This window comes from Tundrisphaera lichenicola, from assembly GCF_051175385.1.
Classification (GTDB): domain Bacteria; phylum Planctomycetota; class Planctomycetia; order Isosphaerales; family Isosphaeraceae; genus Tundrisphaera; species Tundrisphaera lichenicola.
Genome location: NZ_CP195106.1, coordinates 3,499,172 through 3,519,771, shown reverse-complemented (window position 1 = coordinate 3,519,771; position 20,600 = coordinate 3,499,172). Strand labels below are relative to the sequence as shown.

Here is a 20,600-nt window from a genome sequence, read left to right as displayed (position 1 = left end):
GCATTGGGCGGCAGGGCAAGCCCTGGCCTACCAGCAAATCATGCTAGGCCATTGATACGTCTCAAACCCCACTCTCCCGCGAGACAGGCGATGGCCCCGAGGAAGAACAGGGGTTGATGCCAGAGGGGCGAGGTCCAGGGCTCGGTGATCGGGGCGTCTCGCGAGGAGAGGCCGGCGACGAAGGCGTCGAGCCGGTCGCCGTCGATGACCTCGCCTCCGGTCTTCTCGGCGAGGGACTTGAGGAACGCCCGATCGGGTTCGAGTCGGGCGAACTCCTCGGCGGCGGGCTGGGCGGCCCATCCGGCCTCGCGAGTCCCCACGGCCGAGCCATCGGGGGCGGTGGCCGATGCGGTCAAGCGGTAGGCTCCCGGCTGGCGAGGGACATACGTGGTGGCGTAGGTCCCGGCCTCTCGGCCTTCGGGCGGGACGTCGAGGGTCAGGTCGCTCCCGTCGGGCAAGGTGATCTTGAGGGCGACCTTGGCATTATCGAGCGGGAGATACTCGGCGTCGCGGACCCTCGCGACGACCTCGACCGCCGGTCCGCCCGCGTCGGCCTTGGGCCGGACCGAGACGTCGACCCGACCGGGCACGTCGCCCACGAGCCAGCGGACGGTCTGCCTCCAGGCTCGGTCGAGGTCATCCTCGGCCGGGTCCTTGCGCTTCAGGCCCCATCGCCAGAGGTCGCCGATCATCAGGGCACCGACCCGCCCCTTGCCGAACTGCTGGGCGACCAGGGCGGGGGCGAACTCGCCGGCCTCGTCGCGGACCTGCGAGAGGACCGAGGCCCCCGGCTTGATCGCGCCGACCGGGCTGATGGTCCGGAAGGAGGCCATCCCGTCGAGCCGCTGACGTTCCTCGTCCTCGGTCTTCCGGGTCCGGACCCAGGGCTGCAACCACCCTTCGCGGGTGAGGACCAGCCGGTAATCCCCCTCGCCCGAGGCCGCCCCCGCGCCGTTGAGGTAGACCGGCAGGAGCTCGCCGACCGGGGTCCGGTCGTACTTCCCGTCGGCGAACGAGTCGGGCCCGCCCAGCATCAGCAGGCCGCCGCCCCTCCGACTCACGAACCCCCGGATCAACGAGAGCTGATCCTGGGTGAAGAACCCGGCCTCGATGTCGTCCAGGACGATCGCGTGATAGCCGTAAAGCTCGTCGGCGGCCTTGGGGAACCCATCGCGAAGCTCGGATTCGTCGACGGTCCCCAGCCGGATCAGGACGGGCTTGTCGGCGGCGTCGGAGGTCTCGCGATCGATGTTGTCGAACCCGTCGAAGAGCGGCGAGGTCGTCCGGCCCCCGGCGGCCTGGAAGTCGAACCTGGGCTGGCGTTTGGCGATCCGGAGCAGCCCGAGTAGGTCGACCTGCCGGTCCTCGCTCAGGGCTCGCCGGAGGAACTTGAACTCCCAGCTCGGCCGGCCGCTCACGTAGAGGACCCGGTAAGGCCCGGCCCCCTGGTCGACCACCACGAGCCGGGCGTTGTTGGCCGTGGTCTGCTCGCCGGTCGAGGCCTCGTCGATCCCCTTGTCCTTCACCTCGGCCGAGTCGGCGAAGGCCCGGACGGTGTAGAAGCCGACCCCCTTGCGGTCGGGCCGGAACTGGAACCGGAAGCCGAGCGGACGGTCCTCGTCGGTCGCCTTCGCCTCCTGCCGGGCAACCTCGTTGCCGGACTCGTCGACGACGATAGCGACGATCGACCGGCCGGCGAAGCCCACCGCCTTCACGTCGGCCTTGATCACGACGGGAGCCGACTCGAAGTTGGTCTGGCTAACCGAGACCTCGCCCACGCCCACGTCGCGACCGACCCCTCGCGAGGGGGGAGTCACCGGGTAGATTGGCGGGAGGCTCGCGAAATCCAGGTCGCCGAGGTCGGTCCGGTTGCCGTCGGTGAACAGCAGGATGCCCGCCAGCGGGAGCCCCTTGAACCGCCGAGAGAGGGCCGAGAGCGAACCGTTGATCGCGGAACTGGACCCGTCGAAGGATAGACCGTCGAACCCTTCCACGGCGCGGAGGTGCGAGTCGAAGGCGTAGGACCGGACGTCGAAATCCTGGCCGAGCCGGGTCCGCCAGGGGGACTCCTTCTTGAGCCGTTCGCGGACCCAGTCGCCCCGATCCTCGTCGGCGTCGTCATCCCGGATCGCCAGGCTCCGGCTGTTATCGGCGACAACGGCGAAGGCGTTCGCCCCGCGCCTTGGGCGGTTGCCGGTCAGGAGCGGCTCGACCAGGCAGAGGATCAGGGCCGTGAAGCCCAAGCCCTTCAGGAGGGCCCCGGCGACCTTGACCGAGGGGCGGACGGGGGCCCTCCCGTAGCTCCAGAGGAGCGAGAGGGCGACGACGCCGGCCAGGGTCAAGGCCCCGACGATCCACTGGGGGGCTCCCCAGACGAGCGAGGGCATGATCATCGGCCGCTCCCGATTCGTTCATAGTAGCGCCGGACGCCCTCGGCATACTGCGGCGGGACGGGGTCGCGATCGATCGGGACGAGCGAGTCGGGCGACTCCCGGCGGCGGATCTCCTCGGCCACCCGGTCGCGAAGCTCCCGGATGGGGTCGGCGACCATGGCCTGGAGCTGCTTGGGATCGGGCTCCTTGGAGTGCCGCTTGAACTCCTCGCGGGCCCCTCGGACCCGGTCGCGAATCCGGGCGGCCTCGGAGCGAAGTTGCGGGTCCTGGAGCAGGTCCTCGACATCCCGCATCCGTTCGGACCACTGGCGGAACCCGTCGCCGGTGATCGGCCCGCCGGGATTCCCGCCCCCCCCGGCGTTGTTGTCGAGCCCTTCGAGCATCCGTTCGAGGCCGCCACCACCGCCGCCTCCGCCGCCCGGCTGGGCTTGCTGACCCTGGCCAGGCTGCTGACCCTGACCCGGTTGTTGCCCCTGGCCGGGCTGCTGACCCTGTTGGCCTTGTCCGGACTGCTGGCCCTGGCCGGGCTGCTGACCTTGACCGGGCTGCTGGCCCTCTTCGCCTTGGCCGGGCTGCTGACCTTGACCGGGCTGCTGGCCCTCTTGATCTTGACCCGGCTGCTGGCCCTGGCCCGGCTCCTGGCCCTGGCCGGGCTGGGTGGCAGGGGTCCGAGGTCGGACCCCGGGGGGTTGATCCGCGCCCGGCGCACCGGGGTCCGAGGACGGACTCTTGCCACCCGGAGGCGACTCCTGCCCTTGTTCTTGCTGGTCTTCAGGACCTCCGGCTCGGGCGACCTCTCGATTGACCTGGTTGGTCAGGTCTTCCAACTCGCCCCGGGCTCGCTTGAGGGCGGCGGTCTCGTCGCCGAGGACGCTCTCGGCGGCCTTCTCGACGCCTTGCCGCAACTGCTCGATCCCCTGGCCGGCCTTCCGGGCGGAGGTGGCGGCCTCGCGGTCGATCCCGAATTCGGCCAGCCGCTCGGCCTGCTCCAGATCCCGGGAGATCCCCTGCTCGGCGGCCTTCCGGGCGGCGTCGAAGAGGCTTCGGGCCAGGAGCGGCTCGGTGTCCTCGGCCTCCTGGACGGTCTGCTTCATCCGATCCATCAGGCCTTCGAGCTGCTTGCCCTGCTCGGCCAGACCCTCCTTGATCTTCTCCTTCGAGCCGTCGTCGCGGAGCGAGGGCGGGCCTGGTTTGTTCTCCTTGGCTTCGAGCTGCTCGGCTAGCTGATCCTGCTTCTCGTCGAGCTGGCGAGCCTGCTGACGCATCTCGGTCAGTTCCTCGCTGAAGCGGTCGGACGACTTCTTCCGGAGGTCTTCGCGGAGGTTCTCCAGATCCTGCCCGGCGCGGGCCCCTTCGGTCACAGCCTGGGGGATCTCGCCTTTTTCCAAAGCCTCGGACGCCTGCCGGACGTGCTCGCGGCCCTCCTCCAGCTTCTGGCGTTCCTCAGCCATCCGCTCGCGATTCTCCTCGCGTTCCATCCGCTCGCGAAGCTCGTCGGCGTCGCGGAGGATCTGCTCCTGCTGCTCGCGGAGCCGCTTGAGCTGGCGCTCGATCTCCTCGCGGGCCTCGGGTTCCTTGGCGGCTTCGAGGGCGGCCTGCAGCTCCTTGAGCCGGTCGTTGAGGTCGGTCTGTCGACGGGCCAGCTCGCCCAGCCGGTTGAGGACCTGGCGCGTCTCGCGCTGCTCCTGCTCCTTCTGGCCCCCGGACTGGGCCGAGGATTGCTGCTCGTAGCGGTTCTCCTCGGCGGAGAGTTCGAGCTGGTTGAGCTGCTGCTGCGAGGGACCGCCCTGTCCGCCCCCGCCCCCCTGGTTCTGCCGCTGGTTCTGGCGAGAGACCTCGAACTCGCGAGCCCTCAGCTTGAGCAAGCCCTGATACGCCGCCTGCTCGGAGGCCAGGGCCGGTTTCAGGGGGGGGATCGCGGGAGTCGTCTTCGCCTCGGCCAGCTTGCGTTCGGCGGCCTTCATCGAGGCCACGGCCGCGGCGAGGTCTTCCTTGGAATCGGGGTCGCGGAGCTTCTCGGTCAGCGCCTCGGCCTGCTCGATGGCCGAGTGCTGGGCCTCCTCGATCGCCTTCACGTCGGCGGCGTAGGTGGCGGTCGGTTCCGATCCGGTCTCGCGACGGATTAGGGTCCAGGTGGCGTTGATGACCTGCTTCTGGAGTTCGGCCAGCTTCTCGGCCTCCTGGCCGTTGCCCCCTGGCTGGGGCTGCTGCTGGCTCGAACCCGAGGGCGGGGCCTCGCCCTGGCGGAAGATCTCCTCGAAGTGGCGGACCTCGGCGAAGAACATGTCGCCCGAGGATCGCCGAGGCTTGCCGTCGGGGCCGATGTCCTCGGCCCAGAAGAAGTAGGTCACCAGCTGGTCGGGCTGGGCCTTGAGCCCCTCGAAGGCCAGCAGGTGCGAGGCCTGGACGGTCTTGGCTCCGGCCTTGGGGGCCTCCAGCTCGACGTCGACCGGCTCGCGTTCGGCCAGGGTATAGCTCAGGCCGTGCCGGACCACGCCGAAGTCATCCGTCGCCTTGGCCTGGAGCGAGAGTTCCTCGACGGGCGAGACCCGGACGTCACGCGCCGGTCGGGTCATCGTCACGGTGGCCGGTCGGTTCCGGGTGACGTTCACGCTGATCTCGGCGGGGACCTTGCTCGACCGGCCGTCGCGATCGACCAACTTCACCTTGTACTTATGCGAGTCGGCCAGGGTGAACGTGGCGGCGTAGACCATCGGCTCGGCGGTCGCCACGAGCGGGGTCGCCTGGCCTTTCTCATCCACGAGGGCCGATTCGACCACTTCCTTGTTGAGCCGGCAGGTCAAGGTCAACTCGGTCCCCTCGACGGCCGTGACGTGTCGGATGTCCTCGACGACCTTGGTCGGGATCGCGGTGTACTCGGGGAAGACCAGCTTCGCGTCGGTCCGTCGGACCTCGGGGTACTCGAAGACGGTCACCTTGTAGTCGCGGGTGGCCCGGCCGTCGAACTCGACCCGATAGGCGAGGTCGTTCGACACCAACTCGACCCGACCTGCGAAGGTGGGGTCTTCCAGGCTCCGGGACATCGGGACGCTGGCCATCCCATCCACGGCCAGCTTGGCGTCGGCCGGCACGTTCCCCAGGAACCTGGCGACGACCAGGAGCGAGGTCCCCTTCTCGATCTCGGCGTCTCCGGGGTCGACCTCAACGTCCTCCGTCGAGACCACCCGAGGGGGAGGGGGCGGGAAGCCGAGCGTCTTCGACCGGACGTGGCTCCCCAGGGCGACCGTGGCCGCCACCAGCAAGGCCAGCGAGCCGAGATGGGCGAGCTTGGCCAGGGTCATCGACCAGCCGGGGACCACCACGCCCCAGTCGTGCGTGCTCCGGTGTTCCAGGGCCCCCCGGACGACGGCGGCCTGGAGGTAGCCCTTCCGGGAAGGGCTCGACGACTCCTCGACCGCGGCCAGCAATCCCGTGCCGAGTTCGGGATATTTCGATTCGATCCGGCGGGCAACCCATCGGGGATCCCTGGCCGATCGACGGGCGAGTCGGTGGATCGCGAAGCCCGCCACGGCCAGCATGATCAGCCAGGCGGTGAGGTAGGGGGCCGGGATCCAGCCCTCCTCGAATCCGCCCGACAGGAGACGGGCATAGCCCCATCCCGCCAGGGCGAAGGCCAGCCAGCAGGCCGACAGGCCCAGCCAGAGGCGGAGCCCTCGATAGCGGTCGGCGACGCGTTCCAGGGCTCTGAGGAGATCTTCGCTCATGTCGCCAGCGCCTCCGCTCGAGGGCGGCCAAGTCGGCCCGCCAGCCAGGTTTCGACGATCAGGATGCCGATCGCCGCCAGGATCAGGCCTCGCCAGATCTTCTGGCGGCCTTCGAGTTCCGCGTTCTGCATCTGCCGGAGGTGGTCCTGGTCGACCACTTCACGGGTCGGGCTCGCCAGCTTGCAGCCCAGCTGCTCCAGGGTCTCGACCGCGATCGGCGCGGTCCGGCTCTCCATCGGGTCGAGGTTCACCGCGAACGCCCGGGGCTCGCCCTCCGAGAGGATCTGATAGAGGCCCGGCCGGTCGGTCTCGGTGAACTCCGTCGAGCCCGCCGGGATGGCCACGGTCGATCCGTCGGGCTTGCGGACCGTGAGCTTTGCCGGTCGCTCTCCCCCTCTCCCCGGCCCTCCCCCACCAGGGGGGAGGGAGGAAGCAGGAGTGTCCGGCAAGTTCTGGCTCCCTCCGCCTCCAGTGGGGAGGGAGGAAGAAGCTGGGCCGCCCCGATTCCCATCCGCCTCTTTCTGGTCCCCTCCCCCCTGGTGGGGGAGGGTTAGGGAGAGGGGGGTCTTCACCCCGCCAGGGCCACCTCGATCGGTCGGCAACGGGACGACATCCCCCACCTTCACCCCCGAGGCGTCGATCGAGGGGGGCTCGCCGGCTTCGAGCATCGAGGCCATCAGGGGGACGAACTTGGACGACCGGGCGAGCTGGCTGTCGAGCGGACCCCAGCCGCTGGAGAGGACCACGACACGGCCCCGGCCCGTCGACTTCTCGATCAGGGCGGGGTCGCCCCCTTCGAACCTCGCGAGGACCCTCCCATCCACGATCGCCCCGTCGTCGATCCGCCGATGCTTCCAGAATCGGACATGGGTGAAGTCGTTGAACTGGGCCCCGGCCAGGGGGGCGAAAAGGGGGTGGCCGAAGTCGATCTCGCCGAGCATCGCGTCCCGACCCGAGGCCGATTCGCCGATCTCCATCGGGGGGGAGTCGGCCAGCGCGGCGAGCGTCGGCGACGGGCCGGGCGAGGTCGGGACCATCAGGACCGTCCCGCCCGACTGGGCGAAGGCCTTGAGCCGGGCCGCGACCTCGGGCGAGGTCTCGGAGGCCAGGACGACCAGCCGGAGCGAGCGATCCAGGCTCGGGTCGATCGGCTCGCCCGGACGCTTCGAGCCGACGCGGACGGTCCGGGCGGGCGAGTCCTCGAAGACCCGGCCGAGGTAGTAGAGCAGGCCGTTCGGGTCGTCGGGCGCGTCATTCCCCACGTAGAGGACCGACGCCTCCCCCTTCGGCGAGGCGGCCAGGTACAGGGTGTTGTCGAACGGGTGGGCATCGCCCCGGAGCAGGAGGGTCCGGCCCGAGGGAGGCCGGGGGACCGCGACCACCCGACTCTCGCCCGGCGGGACATAGACCGGGGTCGGCGCGGCGAGGTCCTTCCCCTGGGCGTCGACCCAGGCCAGCGTGAACGCCTCGGACTTCGCGCCGGGGTCGCTGGCCACGCGGACCCTCGGGCTCGGCGCGGCGTCGGTGGGCGTGGCCTCAAGGTCGGGCAGCCATTGAGGGCCGGCGTTGGGGGCTCCGGAGGTGACGGTCTTGAGGTCGAGCTCGACGTCCGAGGGCCACTCGAAGTCGCCCAGGGCGTCGAGGCCGGCCCCTTGCTGGAGGTCGCTCACCAGGACCACCCGGCGCGGCATCCGGCCCAGCTTCTCGCTGGCGTCGGCCGCGTCCTCGATCGCCCCGATGGCGTCGACCAGGGCCTGCCCCAGGTTCGTCGACCGATAGGTCGGTTCGAGTCGATCCAGCCCCGCGCGGGCGACGGCCTGCCGACGCGAGGGGTCGAGCGTGGCCGACTCGGCGAATCCCATCAACGGCCGAGTGGATGAGTCGAAGGCGAGCACGGCCACCTGGTCGCCCGGCCGGAGGTCGGCGATCGCCCGATCGGCCAGGGCCTTGGCCCTGTCCCAGAGGTCCCCCCGACGCATGCTGGCGCTGGTATCCACCAGGATCACGACCCTCCGGCGTTCGGTATCGCCGAAGCTCAGGCTGGCGGCCTCGCGGAGGAACGGCCGGGCGAACGCCAGGGCCAGCAGGGCCAGCGCGGCGGCCCGGAGCAGGAGGAGCAGGATGTTGTCGAGCCGGCTCCGGCGGGTGATCCTGGGCGGAGTCGCGGTCAGGAACATCAACGAGCTGAACGGGATCTGCCCCCTGGGAGTCCGGCGGATCAGGTGGAAGACGATCGGCGCGGCGATCGCCAGGGCACCCAGGATGTAGAGCGGCGTGAGGAAACTCATCGAGCCCCCCCTCGAGCCGGCGAGGTCCGGCGACCCGGGATCCGACCGCGTCTCATCCGGGCCTTCAGGAGGTCGAACAGCACGAGTTCCAGCGGACGGTCGATCGGCATCGGCAGGAGTTCGATCCCCTGATCGGCGCAGATCCTGGCGAGCCGATCGGCATGTTCGGCGAACTTCCGGAGATACTCGGGGCGGGCCGTGCTAGGGTCGACGTACATCTCGCGGCCCGACTCGACGTCGCGGAACATCGACGGATTTGCGAATGCAAAATTGATCTCGGCGGGGTCCAGCACCCGGAGGATCACCACGTCATGCCCCCTGGATCGGAGGTAGCCCAGGCGGGTCTTCAAGGTGTCCAGGGGCACGAGCAGGTCGGAGATCAGGACGATCAGGCCACGCTTGCGGACCGTGGCGGCGATTTCCTCCAGCGGCTTGGCCAGGTCGGTCGCCTTGCCCTGGGGCTCTCGTTCGAGGATGCCCATCATCCGCCGGAGATGCCCCGGCCGGTGGCGAGGGGGCAGGTAGTCGGTGATCCGATCCTCGAAGGTGATCAGTCCCACGGCGTCGCGCTGGCGGGAGAGGAAGTAGGCGATCGTGGCGGCGGCGGTCCGGGCGTAGTCGCTTTTGGTGTACTCGCCCGAGCCGAACGACATCGACCGGCTGGTGTCCACCACGAGGTGGCAGCGGAGGTTGGTCTCGTCCTCGAACCGCTTGACGTGGTAGCGGTCGGACCGGGCGAACAGCTTCCAGTCGATGTACCGGGTGTCGTCGCCGGGGGTGTACTCGCGGTACTCGCTGAACTCGACCGAGAAGCCGTGATAGGGGCTCCGGTGGATCCCCTTGACGAACCCCTCGACCGCCACCTTGGCCCGCATCTGGAGGCTCTTGATGCGCATCAAGGCCCGGGGGTCGATGGCCGAGGCGAAGGTGGGGGTCCGGTCGGTCGATGGCATCGGGTCGGTCGTCTCCGAGGTGGTGGGTTTGGCGTTTCTTGGGGGTTGTCAGCCCCCTCTCCCTAACCCTCCCCCACGTGGGGGGAGGGGACCGGACTCCTTGAACGGGGGCTCATGACTCGGGCGAGAATCATCCTCCCTCTCCCCTTGTGGGAGAGGGCAGGGGAGAGGAGCCGGATGGTTCCAAGGATCGCGGCGGCGTTCTCCTCTTCAACCAAGCCGTTCAACCCTCACCCGGCCTTCGGCCACCCTCTCCCGGGGGGAGAGGGGAAGCATGAGGAGAGAAAGAAGCTCAACGAATTGGCCCTTTCACATGATCAATCAATCGGTCAATCACGGCGTCAACGGTCACGCCGTCGGCCTCGGCCCGGTAGCCGAGGAGGACCCGGTGGCGGAGCGTGGGATGGACCAGCGCCCGGACATCCTCGGGAGTGGCGTGGAACCGGCCCGAGAGCAAGGCCCGCGCCTTGGCCCCGATCACCAGTGACTGCGCGGCCCGGAGGCCGGCTCCCCAGCTGATCCACTCGTTAACGAAGTCGGGGGCACCCGGGCCGGGTCGGCTGGCGGAGGCCAGGCGGACGGCGTGGCGGACCAGATCCTCGGCGATCGGGACCTTGCGGACGACCTCGTGGAACTTCAGGACGTCGGCGGCGTCGAACAGCGGCTCGATCGGCTCGGGCTTGCGCGAGGTCGTCTGGGTGACCACGGCCACCTCGTCGTCCTCGGGGAGGTAGTCGACCACGACGTTGAAGAGGAACCGGTCGAGTTGAGCTTCGGGCAGGGGATAGGTCCCCTCCATCTCGATCGGGTTCTGCGTCGCCAGGACGAAGAACGGCTCTTCGAGTGGGTAGCGGACCCCGGCGGCGGTGACCTGGTGCTCCTGCATGGCTTCCAGGAGCGCGGCCTGGGTCTTGGGCGGGGTCCGGTTGATCTCGTCGGCCAGGAGGACGTTGGCGAAGATCGGCCCCCGGACGAACTGCAACCGGCGGTGGCCGTCGGAGGTCTCTTCGAGGATCTCGGTCCCGGTGATGTCGGCGGGCATCAGGTCGGGGGTGAACTGGATCCGCTGGAACCGGAGGTGGAACACCTGCGCGATCGAGCGGACCAGGAGCGTCTTGGCCAGGCCGGGCGCCCCGGTGATCAGGCAGTGGCCCCCGGCGAACAGCGCGATCAGGATCTGGTGGGTCGCCTCGCGCTGGCCGACGATGACCTTGCCCAGCTCGCGCTCAATCCGGCCGCGGCTCTCGAAGATCTTCTCGACCGCCTCGCGCTCGCCCTCGTAGGTCTCGTCGGTCACGATCGCTCCCCGATCAATGGGTCATGACATAGGTGATGATATTGATGCCCATCGGATACGCCTTCTTCTCGGAGAACTCCTTGAAGTACCAGGGGTCTTCCCCCTCGCGCTCCCAGCCGTCGCCGAGGTCGGTGTTGTGGCAGATCAGGGCCATCAGGCGACCTTTGTCGTCCTCGATCCCCCGATAATGGACGTCCCGGGTATTCCCGCCATGCCCTTCCTCCCAGGTGATCCCCTCGCCCCGGCCGTACATGGCGGCCTGAATGCTGGGCACCTGCGGCTTCTCCTTGAGCCGGTAGACACACTGGAAGACCTCATGGCCCAGCGGCAATTCCCTGGGCTCGCGGTCGGGGAAGACCCGCTTGATCTCCCGGTAGAAGTTGTCGTATTCGTAGTCGCCCCAGAAGTCATCCACCATCAGGAATCCGCCATTAAGCAGGTAACGGCGGAGGGCGATCACCTCCTCCTCGGAGAAGACCAGCGCGCCCGGCTCGATGATGTAGATGAACGGATAATCGAACAGCTTCTCATCGGTCAGCCGCAAGTGGATCGGGTCGGGGCTGACCTTGAGCGAGGTCAGTTGCTGGAGCCGGTACGAGAAGTTGAGGTCGCTGTCGGGGAAGTCGATCGCCCATCGGTCCCAGCCGCCATAGCCTCCATATCCGCCGAAACCTCCCCGACGCCCCCGGCCGCCCCCCATCGAGTCGTACTCGACCCGGACGAAGGTGAAGACGTCGGACTTGAACCGCGAGTCGACCTCCCAGTTGGGCACGCCCGCCCGGTCGTCGGGGATCTCGACCTGTCCTCCCCCTCCTCCTCGACGGAACCGCATCTGGCCGAGCGTCGCCCCGGCGACGACCATCAGGACCAGCGGGATCAGGACCAGGCTCAGGCGTCTTCGGGTCATGATCGCGAACCCTCAAGGCCGGGGGGAAGCGGGCGACTTGTCGGGCTCGACCAGTTCGAGCAGGAGCCGGTGCGCTTCGAGGAATCGAGGTGCCTCTTCGAGCGACTTCAGGACCTCGCGACGAGCCTCAAGAGGCTGGCCGGTCTGCTTCAGTAGCTTCGCCAGGCGGAAGTGGATGTCGGCCGGGTCGGACTCGTCGATCAGGGCCAGGGCTCGGTAGGCGACGAGCGCCTCGTCGGGTCGGCCCAGTTCCTCCGAGGCCTTCGCCAGCCTCCGGAAGGGGGGCGGGGTCAGGGGGTTCACGGCCAGGAAGCGGCGGGCGTCGCGGTCCATGGCCCGCCAGTCCTTCAACTCCTCCTCCAGCTCCATCAGCCGGAGATAGGCCGGGCCGGCGTTCCCGTCCAGCTCGGCCAGGGCTTCCAGCGCGGCCCGCTCGCCGGACGGGTCGGAGGTCTTCCGGCAGACGGTGGCCAACAGGAAGTTGGCATTATCCTCCCCCTTGTAGTCGGGGTAGGCGGCCCGGAGGTCCTCGATCGCCTTCCGGGCCTCGGGCCACTTCCCCTCGCTCACCAGCTTCGAGGCCAGCCGACGAAGGCCGGGGAAGTTCTTCGGGTGCGATTCGAGCCAGGTCGCGATCGCCTTCGAGTCGGCACTCGGGGCTAATTCGGGCTCGTCGAAGGTCGCCCCGGGGGCGGCGGCCAGGGCCTTACCCTTGGCGAACTTCGCGAACTCCTCGTCGAGCTGATCGATCGGCGACTTCTCCCGAGCGGCCAGCGAGTCATTGATCGAGACCCCCGCACCGAGGTCGTCGAGGACCCCCTTGAGGGCCTCGATCCCCGCCTTCTCCACCAGGAACTCGACCGCCAGGGCCGACTCCTGATAGGCGAACTGGAGGTGGGTCGCCGACTTCGGGGCCAGGAACGCCGAGCTGAGCCGGCTCAAGGGAGTGAAGTCTTCGCCCAGGATCATCGCCCGGTATTTCGGGCCGAGCGAGCCGCCCCAGGCGCGGTCGGCCGCCCCTTCCTCGTAGACCGAGATCCCCTCGCTGAGCCATCGGGGCATCTTGTTATGAGTCTTGTTCAGGGTGACGACGTGGCAGTATTCGTGCCAGAGGACCGACTCCCAGTTCGAGGGGGCCTCCCCCTGCGAGGCCGGGGAATTGGCCGTGATCACCTTCCCGAAGCAGACCCCCAGGAACCCCTCGGCGCCCGGCAGTCCGAAGGTCCGGACGGCGAACTCCTTCTTCTGGGGGAAGATCTCGACCACCACCGGCTCGGCCACCTTCACGCCGTATTTCTCGGTCAGGGTCGCCCGGGCCTTCGCCAGGAGGGCCACCACGCGATCGCCGTAGAGATCCGCCTCGCGAGGGTCCATCCTCACCAGGAACCCTTCGCCGGAGAGGGTCCGGAACCCGGCCAGGCGGTCGCGGAGCGTGATCAGGTTGTAGGCCAGGACGTTGTAGGCGTCGGCCGCGAAGACCTCGTCGGCCAGCTTCCAGCCTTCCTCCTCCTCGCCCAGCCGGAGCAGGTCCTGGCAGAGCTGGACCTTGGCGGGGAGGTATCCGGGATCGATCGCCAGCGACTTCCTCTGATAGGTCGAGCCCTCGACGAACCGATACTTCCGGGAGAGTTCGCGGCCGATCAGGTGATCGACCTCGGGATTGGTCGCCCAGTGCGCGAGGGCGGCCTCGCGGGCCGATTGCTCCCCCTCGGCATCGTTCCGGAGGTGGGCCAGGGCCGCCCGATAGGCCCAGCCTCGGGGCTCGTTGGGGTTGACCTCGAAGGCCCGCTTGAGGATCGCGTCGGCCTCGTCGTATCGCTCGTCGTCGATCCGACGGTCGGCCAGGAGGAGCAGGCTGTCGACGTGGTTGGGGTTGATCTTGAGGGCTTCGTCCAGCTCCTTCTCGGACCGCTTCCGCTCGTCCTCGGAGAAGGCCCGGGCCAGGAGGTAGTGGAACCGGGGGTCTTCGATCGCCTCTTTCGGGGCCTTTTCGAGGGTCGAGGCCGCCAGCGCGGGGTCCTGCTTGTCGAGGGCCAGCTCGGCGGAGGCGAGGTACGCCTCGACCAGGTCGGGGCGCTGCTTGATGGCGGCGTCGTAGCAGGCGTCGAGGATCTTCCTGGCGTCGACCCCTCGTTCCAGGAGGAGCCGACCGAGGAGGACCCGCCCTGCGGCCGAGGCGAATCGGCCGAGCGTGAGCTGGGCCAGGTTCTCGGCCGAGTCGAACGAGGCCCGCGCCGCGTCGTCGCGGCCATTGAATCGATAAACGTCGCGCCCGAGCATGTAGAGGGCGACCCCTCCGCTGACCTTACCGACGCCGGCCTCCAGCGTGGCCAGGGCCTCGGGATACCGGCCCCGGGCCATGTCGGATCGGACCTTCAGGAGATACCAGCGCTCGGAACGGGATCGCTCGGCGATCTGCTCGGCCGCGAGCTCCCCCGCCTCGTCATAGCGGCCGATCCGGTAGAGGTCGTCCGGGTCGTCGGCCTCCTGAGCCCCGGCGATCGCCGGCCAGATCGAGAGGCCGAAGAAGAGGGCGGCCACCCGGGAGGGGGCGAGCCGCTTGGATCTCGGCGAGGCTCGATGGCTGGCGGGCTCGACCATGAATCCCTTCCTTCGCGAACGGCGGGGCGAGGGGAGACGCGGGCGGAGGAACCTCGATTATAGACCGAGGCGGCCGGCGATCGTCAAAGGGTCTTCCGGCAACCTTCGCGGATTCCTCAGGAAGGGCGATCGGCGATGGGGCCTTTCCCGCGACCCTCGACGCCCCTAACCTGGAACTGGTTATAGGCGTCAACCGCGGGACGCCCGGCCCGGAATCCCCTTCGATGAGGAAACGTCCATGAATCTTCGAGCCTTCGCCCGGCCCGTCGCGATCTTCCTGCTGGCCGGGGCCCTGGCCCGGGCGGACTCGCCGGGCTTCAAGGCGGGATTCGCCGAGCGGGACATCACGCCCGATGTCGGCATGGAGGCCCCCGGCGGCTACGGCAAGGCGTTCCACGGGTCGATCCACGACCCGTGCAAGGTCCGGGCCTCGGTCTTCGACGACGGCCGATCGCGGGTCGCGGTCGTCGGGATCGACGCCCTGAGCATCCGCCGGGATACCGTCCAGAAGGTCCGCAAGGCTGTTGAGGAGAAGACCGGAATCCCGGCCGGCTCGATCCTGATCGGGGCCTCGCACTCGCATTCGTCGGGGCCAATCGCGATGATCCTGCCCGGCGAATTCGACCACGCCTCCGACCTGATCAGGCACCTGGCCTACGACGAATCCACCACGATCAACCTCGACTACCTGGCCAGGGTCGAATCAGCACTCATTGATTCCATCGTCGAGGCCGACGCCCGGCGGGTCGACGCCCTGGGGGGCGTGGGGAAGGGGATCGAGGCCACGGTCGCCTACAACCGGAGGTTCCGGATGAGCGACGGCCGGACCGTCACGCACCCGGGACTCGGCAACCCCGAGATCGTCGAGGCGGCCGGGCCGGTCGACCCGGAGGTCGGCGTCATCGGGGCCTGGTCGACGAAGGAGCCGGGCAAGCTCCTGGGGTGCGTGGTCAACTTCTCCTGCCACGCCACCACCAGCCCCGGCGGGGCGTCGGCCAACTACATATACTATCTTGAAAAGGTAATCCAGGGTTACTATGGCGAGGATTGCGTGGTCGTGTTCGTGGCCGGGGCCTCGGGCGACATCACCCAGGTCGATAACCGGAGCCCCCACGTCTATCCCGACGGCGACCGCTGGGCGCAGCGGGTCGGCGGCAAGGTCGGGGCCGAGGCGCTCAAGGTCCTCCTGACGATGGATCCCGGATCGCTCGGGCCGGTCGGGGCGAAGTCCAGGGTCTGGCAGATCCGTCGGCGGCCCCCCTCGGCGGCGAAGGTCGAGGCGGCGCTGGCGATCGTCCGGGGGGATAAGGCCAAGGCCGACCCGACCGAGTGGGCGTTCGCCAAGGAGACCATCCTGCTCGACACCCTGGTCAAGCAGGAGCCGAAGGTCGAGGTCGAGGTCCAGGCGGTCCAGGTCGGCCCGGCGGTGTTCGTCACCACGGAGGCCGAGTACTTCTGCCGGTTCGGCCTGGAGATCAAGGCGGGCAGCGGCTTCCCGTTCACCTTCCCGGTCAGCCTGGCCAACGGCTGCGTCGGCTACGTCCCGACCCTCGACGCCTTCGATCCCGAAGGGGGCGGCTACGAGACCCGCCTGACCAGCTACAGCAACCTGGAGATCACCGCCGGCGACCAGTTCCGCAACGCCGGGATCGACCTGGCCCGGCAGTTGAAGCCGGGGGCCACGCCCGGACCGAAGGCCCGACCCCCCTTCCAGGGGAAGCCCTGGGCCTACGGGATCAACCCCCCGGAGCGGGAGTAATCAAAGAATCCTGATGGGATGCGGCGGCCGTCTCGGGGTCGATCGGCGATTCCACCCGGGCCGGCCGGGACCTCGACCGTGCCAGGCTGGACCCCGGGAAGGGCTGGGCGATCATCCGGCCTCGGGGGACGCCCTCGAAGTTGGTCCCCTGGGTCGTCGGGGTGATCTCGCGGCGATCTCGGGCACATCCCGAGTCGGCCAGGGCGACCAGGACGACGGCCGAAATGGACCAGGCTCGCCGGGGGGAGGATCCGGCGATCGGCGAGCGGGTCATCGTCGAGGCCTCCCGGTCATCGGACCACCGAGTTGCCGGCCCTGGACGAGGCCGTGGGCAGGGTCGGGCCGTTGTTGGCCCAGGGGTAGCCCAGCGGGGCCGAGGCCGTCTTGGTCTCACCAACCTCGGCCGTCATCGGAGGAGGGGTCATCCCCGATCCGGCCGGGTAGGTGGCCACGGTCTCGCCGTCCGACGCGCAGGCCGGGAAGGCCAGGGCGGCCAGGGCCCCGAGCGCGATGGCCCGGCGACGGGCGGCCATTTGCGAACTCTTGCGGATCAAGTCGAACTTCATCGAAAATCCTCCTCCTGGGATGGCGGATCCGGTCCTGATACCCCTATCGGTTCTACCGGCAGACAGCCTTGAACCGGCGAGCAACGTCGGGATCGGCGCACGAGCGAACATCCGAACACCAGTTCGGGCCGCTCAGCGAGCCCGACCGATCGAAAACGGGACGTCGAACGATCCCGAGGCCGGGCTCGGAGGGGAGTTCGCCCAGTCTTGGACCGGCTTCGGCCGCGGGTTCGGGGCCAGATCGAGGACGCTTTCCGGCACGACGAGGGGGATCGAGGACCGGGCGACTTCGGTCAAAAACGAACCCAACTCCGACCGGCTGGCCTCGACCTCCCGGCGGGGCGACTCGGCTTTCGCCTCCCGCTCGACCTGCCGGAACTCCCTGAGGGAACGAAAGAAACCACGCTCGGCCGCCGCCTCATACTTGCGGGCCAGGGTGGCCTCTTTCGAAGGGTCGAACAGGGCCCGGCGTGCCGTCAGGTCCCGCATCCGTTCGCGATCGGGATCATCCGCCCCCTCCTCGGTGGGCCATTCGGCGTCGAAGTCCTCCACCGATCGCCGGATATGCTCCGCCAGCGCCGCGGACTCCTGGATCACGCACCGATCCATCCGGACCGCCAGGAGCGCGAGCCGTCGGACCAGGGTCCGCCCGACCTCGCCGGAAGGTTGCAGCTCCGCCTCGAAGCTCCGGCGCAATCGTTCGACCTCGACGGCCTCCTCGGCGGGCAGGACGACGCCCTCGCCGGTCAGGCCATGCTTGACGGCATTCTCGCGAGACCGGGCTTTCCCTTCGGGGGTCTTCGGCCCCGTGCTGAGCAGGGCATTCCGGCGATTCGCCGCCACTCGGGCTTCGGAGGTGGACATCGGACGGTCCTCGGGAGATGGGTTCGTGTACCATCCGAAATATTGGGTCGATCGAGGCCGCCGTTATCCCTGTTTCTTCCGCTAGCCCCCCATTTTTCCCCGAAAAGACCGAAGTCGGGCCGATCCCCGACGGAGCCGGATGCCCCTGTCGGACCGATAAGCTTCGGTCCCTTGATTTTGGGAACTGTCTCGTTGCCAGCCGAGGGGATTTCTCATTAAACTGCACGGGGGGGCATCCCAGACCCGCATTCCACCATCAGGAGGAATTCCGTGAAGATCAGAAGGGGAGCTTTCTGGCTGCTGTTCGGAGGGGTGGCCCTGATGCTACTCGCGAGCAACACGCCCGCCCGGGCGGATGGCAAATATCCGATGACCGTCAGCCCGGGATTCTTCGACCGGCCCGGCACGAGTCAGTCCCAGCACGGGAAATATCCGATGAGCGTGGCTCCGGGCTATTTCGAGCGATCGACTAGCAGCTCGGCCCCGGCCCACTCGGACCCCCTGGCCAGCCTTCGGGGACGCGTCTATTCCAACATGGATAAGGTCAAGACTGGGTCGTCCGGCGGACGAAGAGGCGGCATGGGAGGCGGCGGTATCAGGAGTGGGGGTGGGGTTCACCACGCCGCTGCGGTCCATCATCGCCCTCGTTGAAGATTGGGAGGATCCGGCCGGGGGGCGGCCGGAAACTCCGATGTTCGCCGAGCGGGGATCGATCAGGTCCTTGAGGCCGACCCGGCCCGACGTCGATACCCTACGACGTCGGCGGCGCCCCCGCCGATCGCCATCGAGGCCGAGCTCGGCTCAGGCGGTCGCCCGACTCGTCCGGGCATGCGTCCGGATCTCCGACTTCTCCCCAGACTCCGAGACCTCCAAAAACGGGGCCATGACCGATCCGGCCCGTTCCAGGTTCTCGACCACCCGCTTGAAGAACCGCGCCGCCTGGGCCCCGGCCATCACCCGGCGGTCGAAGTTCATCGACAGGTGAAACGTCGGGCGGATGACGATGGCGTTCTCGCGGACGACCGCCCGGGGCTTGACCAGCCCGAACGAGACGCCCACCGGATGCGACCAGGTGCCGACGACGACATCCACACCATACTTGGACGGCGAGCTGATCAGGACCGCCCCGCCCCGGTACTTGACCCAGAGCGAGGGGGCGAAGAACGGCAGGCGGATCAGCCAGGCCGAGAGCCAGTTCGGCAGGCGGGTGATCAGGCCGCTGAACTCGCGCCACTGGGCGTTGTTGGTCGCGTCGCAGGTCGCCAGGGCCCGGAGGGATTCGGTCATCTCGGCGAGGGAGAGTTCGTCGGCGTCTCGGAGGATGTCGATGAAGGCGACCGACTCGGCCCCGGGGATCTCTCGTTCCACGGCGACCGCGACATCGCGACGGGTGAAGGACTGGAGCCTCGAGGCGAAGGGGGCCCAGGCCCTCCGGCAGACCCGACGGTTCGCATAGGGGAAATCCCCCAGGGCCAGGGCGACCGCCTTGGCCACCAGCGCCGTGTACGAGGGCTTGAGGCCCGATGGCGCCAGGCCCCGGATCTCCTCGACCTCGGTCAGGTCGACCTCGGCGAGGAAAGAGACCGTGTTCCCGGGCCGGATCTCGTGCTCGACGATCGACCGATTGGCCTCGAAGAACTTGTTCCTGGGCTCGACCTTGAAACCATGATGCCTTGATCCGTCGATCACAACACACCTCGCCGAAGGTACTGTAGGACTCGACCCCGATCGCCGGAGCTGGACCCTCCATGAACCCAGATTCATCCAAATATTTTATTTCGTCATTGATTTGTCGCTCGTCATCGAGCTAGGATCCGAATGGCCTGCGAATCCGAAGCATACCCGCCGGAGAGCCTCGGGTAAATTCCCCGGAGGCCCGCCGGCTTGAGGGGCACGCGCCGACGGTGAAGCTTAGGACGACAATCGCGAATATGCGCGTATTTTCGACCGGCGGGAAGATCCGGATTGCGGGGGCGGTCATGTGGCGGGAGGGCAACGTCGGGGCTCCGTCGCCTTGTTTCCCCCCGAGCCGACCGCATAGTCTGGTGCTTCTGATCCGCTGCGGTGAGACCGGTGGGGGATCATGCATGGAGACCCGATGGCGCGAGACCTTGATCTTCGAACTGGCGGGAAGGCGCTATGGCGTGGCGGCCTCGGACGTCCGGGAACTGGTCCGGATCGTGACGATCGCGCCGCCGTCGCCCGGTTCGAGGCTGGTCGAGGGGGTGATCAATCTCCGGGGATCGGTGGTGCCGGTCTTCGACCTCAGGGCCCGGCTCGGTCTTCCCGCGCGGGAGCCCGATCCGTCGGAGTCGCTGGTGATCGCCCACCTGGCCGAGAGGCCGTTCGCCTTCCGGATCGACCGGGCGCTGGGCCTGGCCACGCTCTACACAGGCGATGTCGACCCGTCGGGGCTGCCCGGGGGGGCCGTCGACACCCCCTCGACCGGGGTGGCCAAGCTTCCCGAGGGGCTGGCGACCCTGCTCGATCTCGGCGCACTCCTGGCCGTCGAAGAATCGGCGGCGGGGGGTCTCGATCGGGACCGTCGGCCAGGATGACTCGCCGATGCGATCGATCCGGGGGTCGACCATGAACACGACCCCGCTGCGTCCTCATCGGCGGTTCGACTGGTCCGAGATCTACGCCAGGCTGGACCGCGCGGCCGAGGCGACCCGCCATTCGCTCGGCCCGACCCCCGAGCAGGCGAAGGCCTTGATGGACGAGCGGGCCAGGGCCCTGGCCCGGGTCCCGATCCGGTCGCCGGAACCCTCCGAGATCCTGGAGGTGGCCGCCTTCACCCTGGCGGGCGAGCGCTACGCGATCGAGACCCGATATGTCACCAAGGTCCTCCGACTGACCGACTTCACGCCGGTCCCCGGCACGCCCGAGTTCCTGGGCGGCGTGCTCAATCTCCGGGGCGAGATCCTCGCCTTGATCGACCTCCGGTCCTTCTTCGGGATCCCCAGCGTGGGGCTGACCGACCTCTCCAGGATCATCGTCCTGGGGCTGGAGAGGAACGAGTTCGGGATCATGGCCGACGACGTCCAGGAGGTCCTCACGCTGCCGGTCCATGAGGTCCTCGAGGCCCCGGCTTCCCTCCCCGGGGGGGGGGGCCGGGCGCCCCTGATCGGGGTCACCGCCGACGCGCGGATCGTCCTGGATGGCTCGGCCCTCCTGGACGATCCGAATCTCTTCATCGACCAGAGTGACGAGCCCACCCACGGGTTCGGGAGTTAATCCAGACGCC

General features: G+C 68.7%; 15 protein-coding genes. 4 read left to right on the top strand and 11 right to left on the bottom strand.

What is annotated here, in order from left to right; genetic code table 11:
- Positions 1-38: 38 nt before the first annotated feature.
- The 7 genes from P12x_RS14000 to P12x_RS13970 form a co-directional block, all read right to left on the bottom strand.
- Positions 39-2,393, bottom strand: a complete 2,355-nt coding sequence (locus tag P12x_RS14000) for a glutamine amidotransferase (protein ID WP_435011488.1) — start codon at positions 2,391-2,393, stop codon at positions 39-41.
- Positions 2,390-6,118 carry a hypothetical protein gene (locus P12x_RS13995; RefSeq protein ID WP_435011487.1) on the bottom strand — a complete coding sequence of 1,243 codons (3,729 nt, stop codon included), beginning with the start codon at positions 6,116-6,118 and terminating at the stop codon, positions 2,390-2,392. The genes P12x_RS14000 and P12x_RS13995 overlap by 4 nt, the downstream gene beginning before the upstream one ends.
- Positions 6,115-8,406 carry a BatA domain-containing protein gene (locus tag P12x_RS13990; protein WP_435011486.1) on the bottom strand — a complete coding sequence of 764 codons (2,292 nt, stop codon included), beginning with the start codon at positions 8,404-8,406 and terminating at the stop codon, positions 6,115-6,117. The genes P12x_RS13995 and P12x_RS13990 overlap by 4 nt, the downstream gene beginning before the upstream one ends.
- On the bottom strand, positions 8,403-9,359 hold the full coding sequence (locus tag P12x_RS13985) for a DUF58 domain-containing protein (RefSeq protein ID WP_435011485.1): 957 nt from the start codon (positions 9,357-9,359) through the stop codon (positions 8,403-8,405). Before P12x_RS13985 ends, P12x_RS13990 begins: the two co-directional genes overlap by 4 nt.
- A 292-nt stretch (positions 9,360-9,651) precedes the next feature.
- Positions 9,652-10,656: an AAA family ATPase gene (locus P12x_RS13980; RefSeq protein WP_435011484.1), complete on the bottom strand. Its 1,005-nt coding sequence runs from the start codon at positions 10,654-10,656 to the stop codon at positions 9,652-9,654.
- A gap of 13 nt (positions 10,657-10,669) precedes the next feature.
- The gene (locus tag P12x_RS13975; protein WP_435011483.1) at positions 10,670-11,563 is read right to left on the bottom strand and encodes a DUF4159 domain-containing protein; all 894 of its coding nucleotides are present in this window, start codon (positions 11,561-11,563) and stop codon (positions 10,670-10,672) included.
- Between the two features lie 12 nt (positions 11,564-11,575).
- Positions 11,576-14,164 (bottom strand): tetratricopeptide repeat protein, encoded by a 2,589-nt coding sequence (locus P12x_RS13970; RefSeq protein WP_435011482.1) that lies wholly within the window; start codon positions 14,162-14,164, stop codon positions 11,576-11,578.
- 238 nt (positions 14,165-14,402) lie between these two features.
- Here P12x_RS13970 and P12x_RS13965 point away from each other — a divergent pair, with 238 nt between their 5' ends.
- Positions 14,403-15,923 (top strand): hypothetical protein, encoded by a 1,521-nt coding sequence (locus tag P12x_RS13965; RefSeq protein ID WP_435011481.1) that lies wholly within the window; start codon positions 14,403-14,405, stop codon positions 15,921-15,923.
- On the opposite strand, the gene P12x_RS13960 is transcribed toward P12x_RS13965, so the two are convergent.
- The 3 genes from P12x_RS13960 to P12x_RS13950 form a co-directional block, all read right to left on the bottom strand.
- Positions 15,901-16,197 (bottom strand): hypothetical protein, encoded by a 297-nt coding sequence (locus P12x_RS13960; protein ID WP_435011480.1) that lies wholly within the window; start codon positions 16,195-16,197, stop codon positions 15,901-15,903. The two genes, P12x_RS13965 and P12x_RS13960, sit on opposite strands and share 23 nt — an antisense overlap.
- 16 nt (positions 16,198-16,213) lie before the next feature.
- Entirely contained in the window at positions 16,214-16,489 is a 276-nt protein-coding gene (locus P12x_RS13955; protein WP_435011479.1) for a hypothetical protein, read from the bottom strand.
- Positions 16,490-16,621: 132 nt separating this feature from the next.
- Entirely contained in the window at positions 16,622-17,353 is a 732-nt protein-coding gene (locus tag P12x_RS13950) for a hypothetical protein (RefSeq protein ID WP_435011478.1), read from the bottom strand.
- A gap of 270 nt (positions 17,354-17,623) precedes the next feature.
- On the opposite strand from P12x_RS13950, the gene P12x_RS13945 reads away from it, so the two are divergent.
- Positions 17,624-18,004: a hypothetical protein gene (locus P12x_RS13945; RefSeq protein ID WP_435011477.1), complete on the top strand. Its 381-nt coding sequence runs from the start codon at positions 17,624-17,626 to the stop codon at positions 18,002-18,004.
- A gap of 150 nt (positions 18,005-18,154) precedes the next feature.
- Here the strand turns inward: P12x_RS13945 and P12x_RS13940 are convergent, their stop codons facing one another.
- Positions 18,155-19,042, bottom strand: a complete 888-nt coding sequence (locus P12x_RS13940) for a 2-oxo acid dehydrogenase subunit E2 (protein ID WP_435011476.1) — start codon at positions 19,040-19,042, stop codon at positions 18,155-18,157.
- Between the two features lie 398 nt (positions 19,043-19,440).
- Between P12x_RS13940 and P12x_RS13935 the strand changes: the two genes are divergently transcribed.
- Together P12x_RS13935 and P12x_RS13930 are read left to right on the top strand one after the other, a co-directional pair.
- Positions 19,441-19,911, top strand: a complete 471-nt coding sequence (locus P12x_RS13935) for a chemotaxis protein CheW (RefSeq protein WP_435011475.1) — start codon at positions 19,441-19,443, stop codon at positions 19,909-19,911.
- A 7-nt stretch (positions 19,912-19,918) separates the two neighbouring features.
- Complete coding sequence (locus P12x_RS13930; RefSeq protein ID WP_435011474.1) at positions 19,919-20,590, top strand: chemotaxis protein CheW; 672 nt, start codon at positions 19,919-19,921, stop codon at positions 20,588-20,590.
- Positions 20,591-20,600 lie beyond the last annotated feature (10 nt).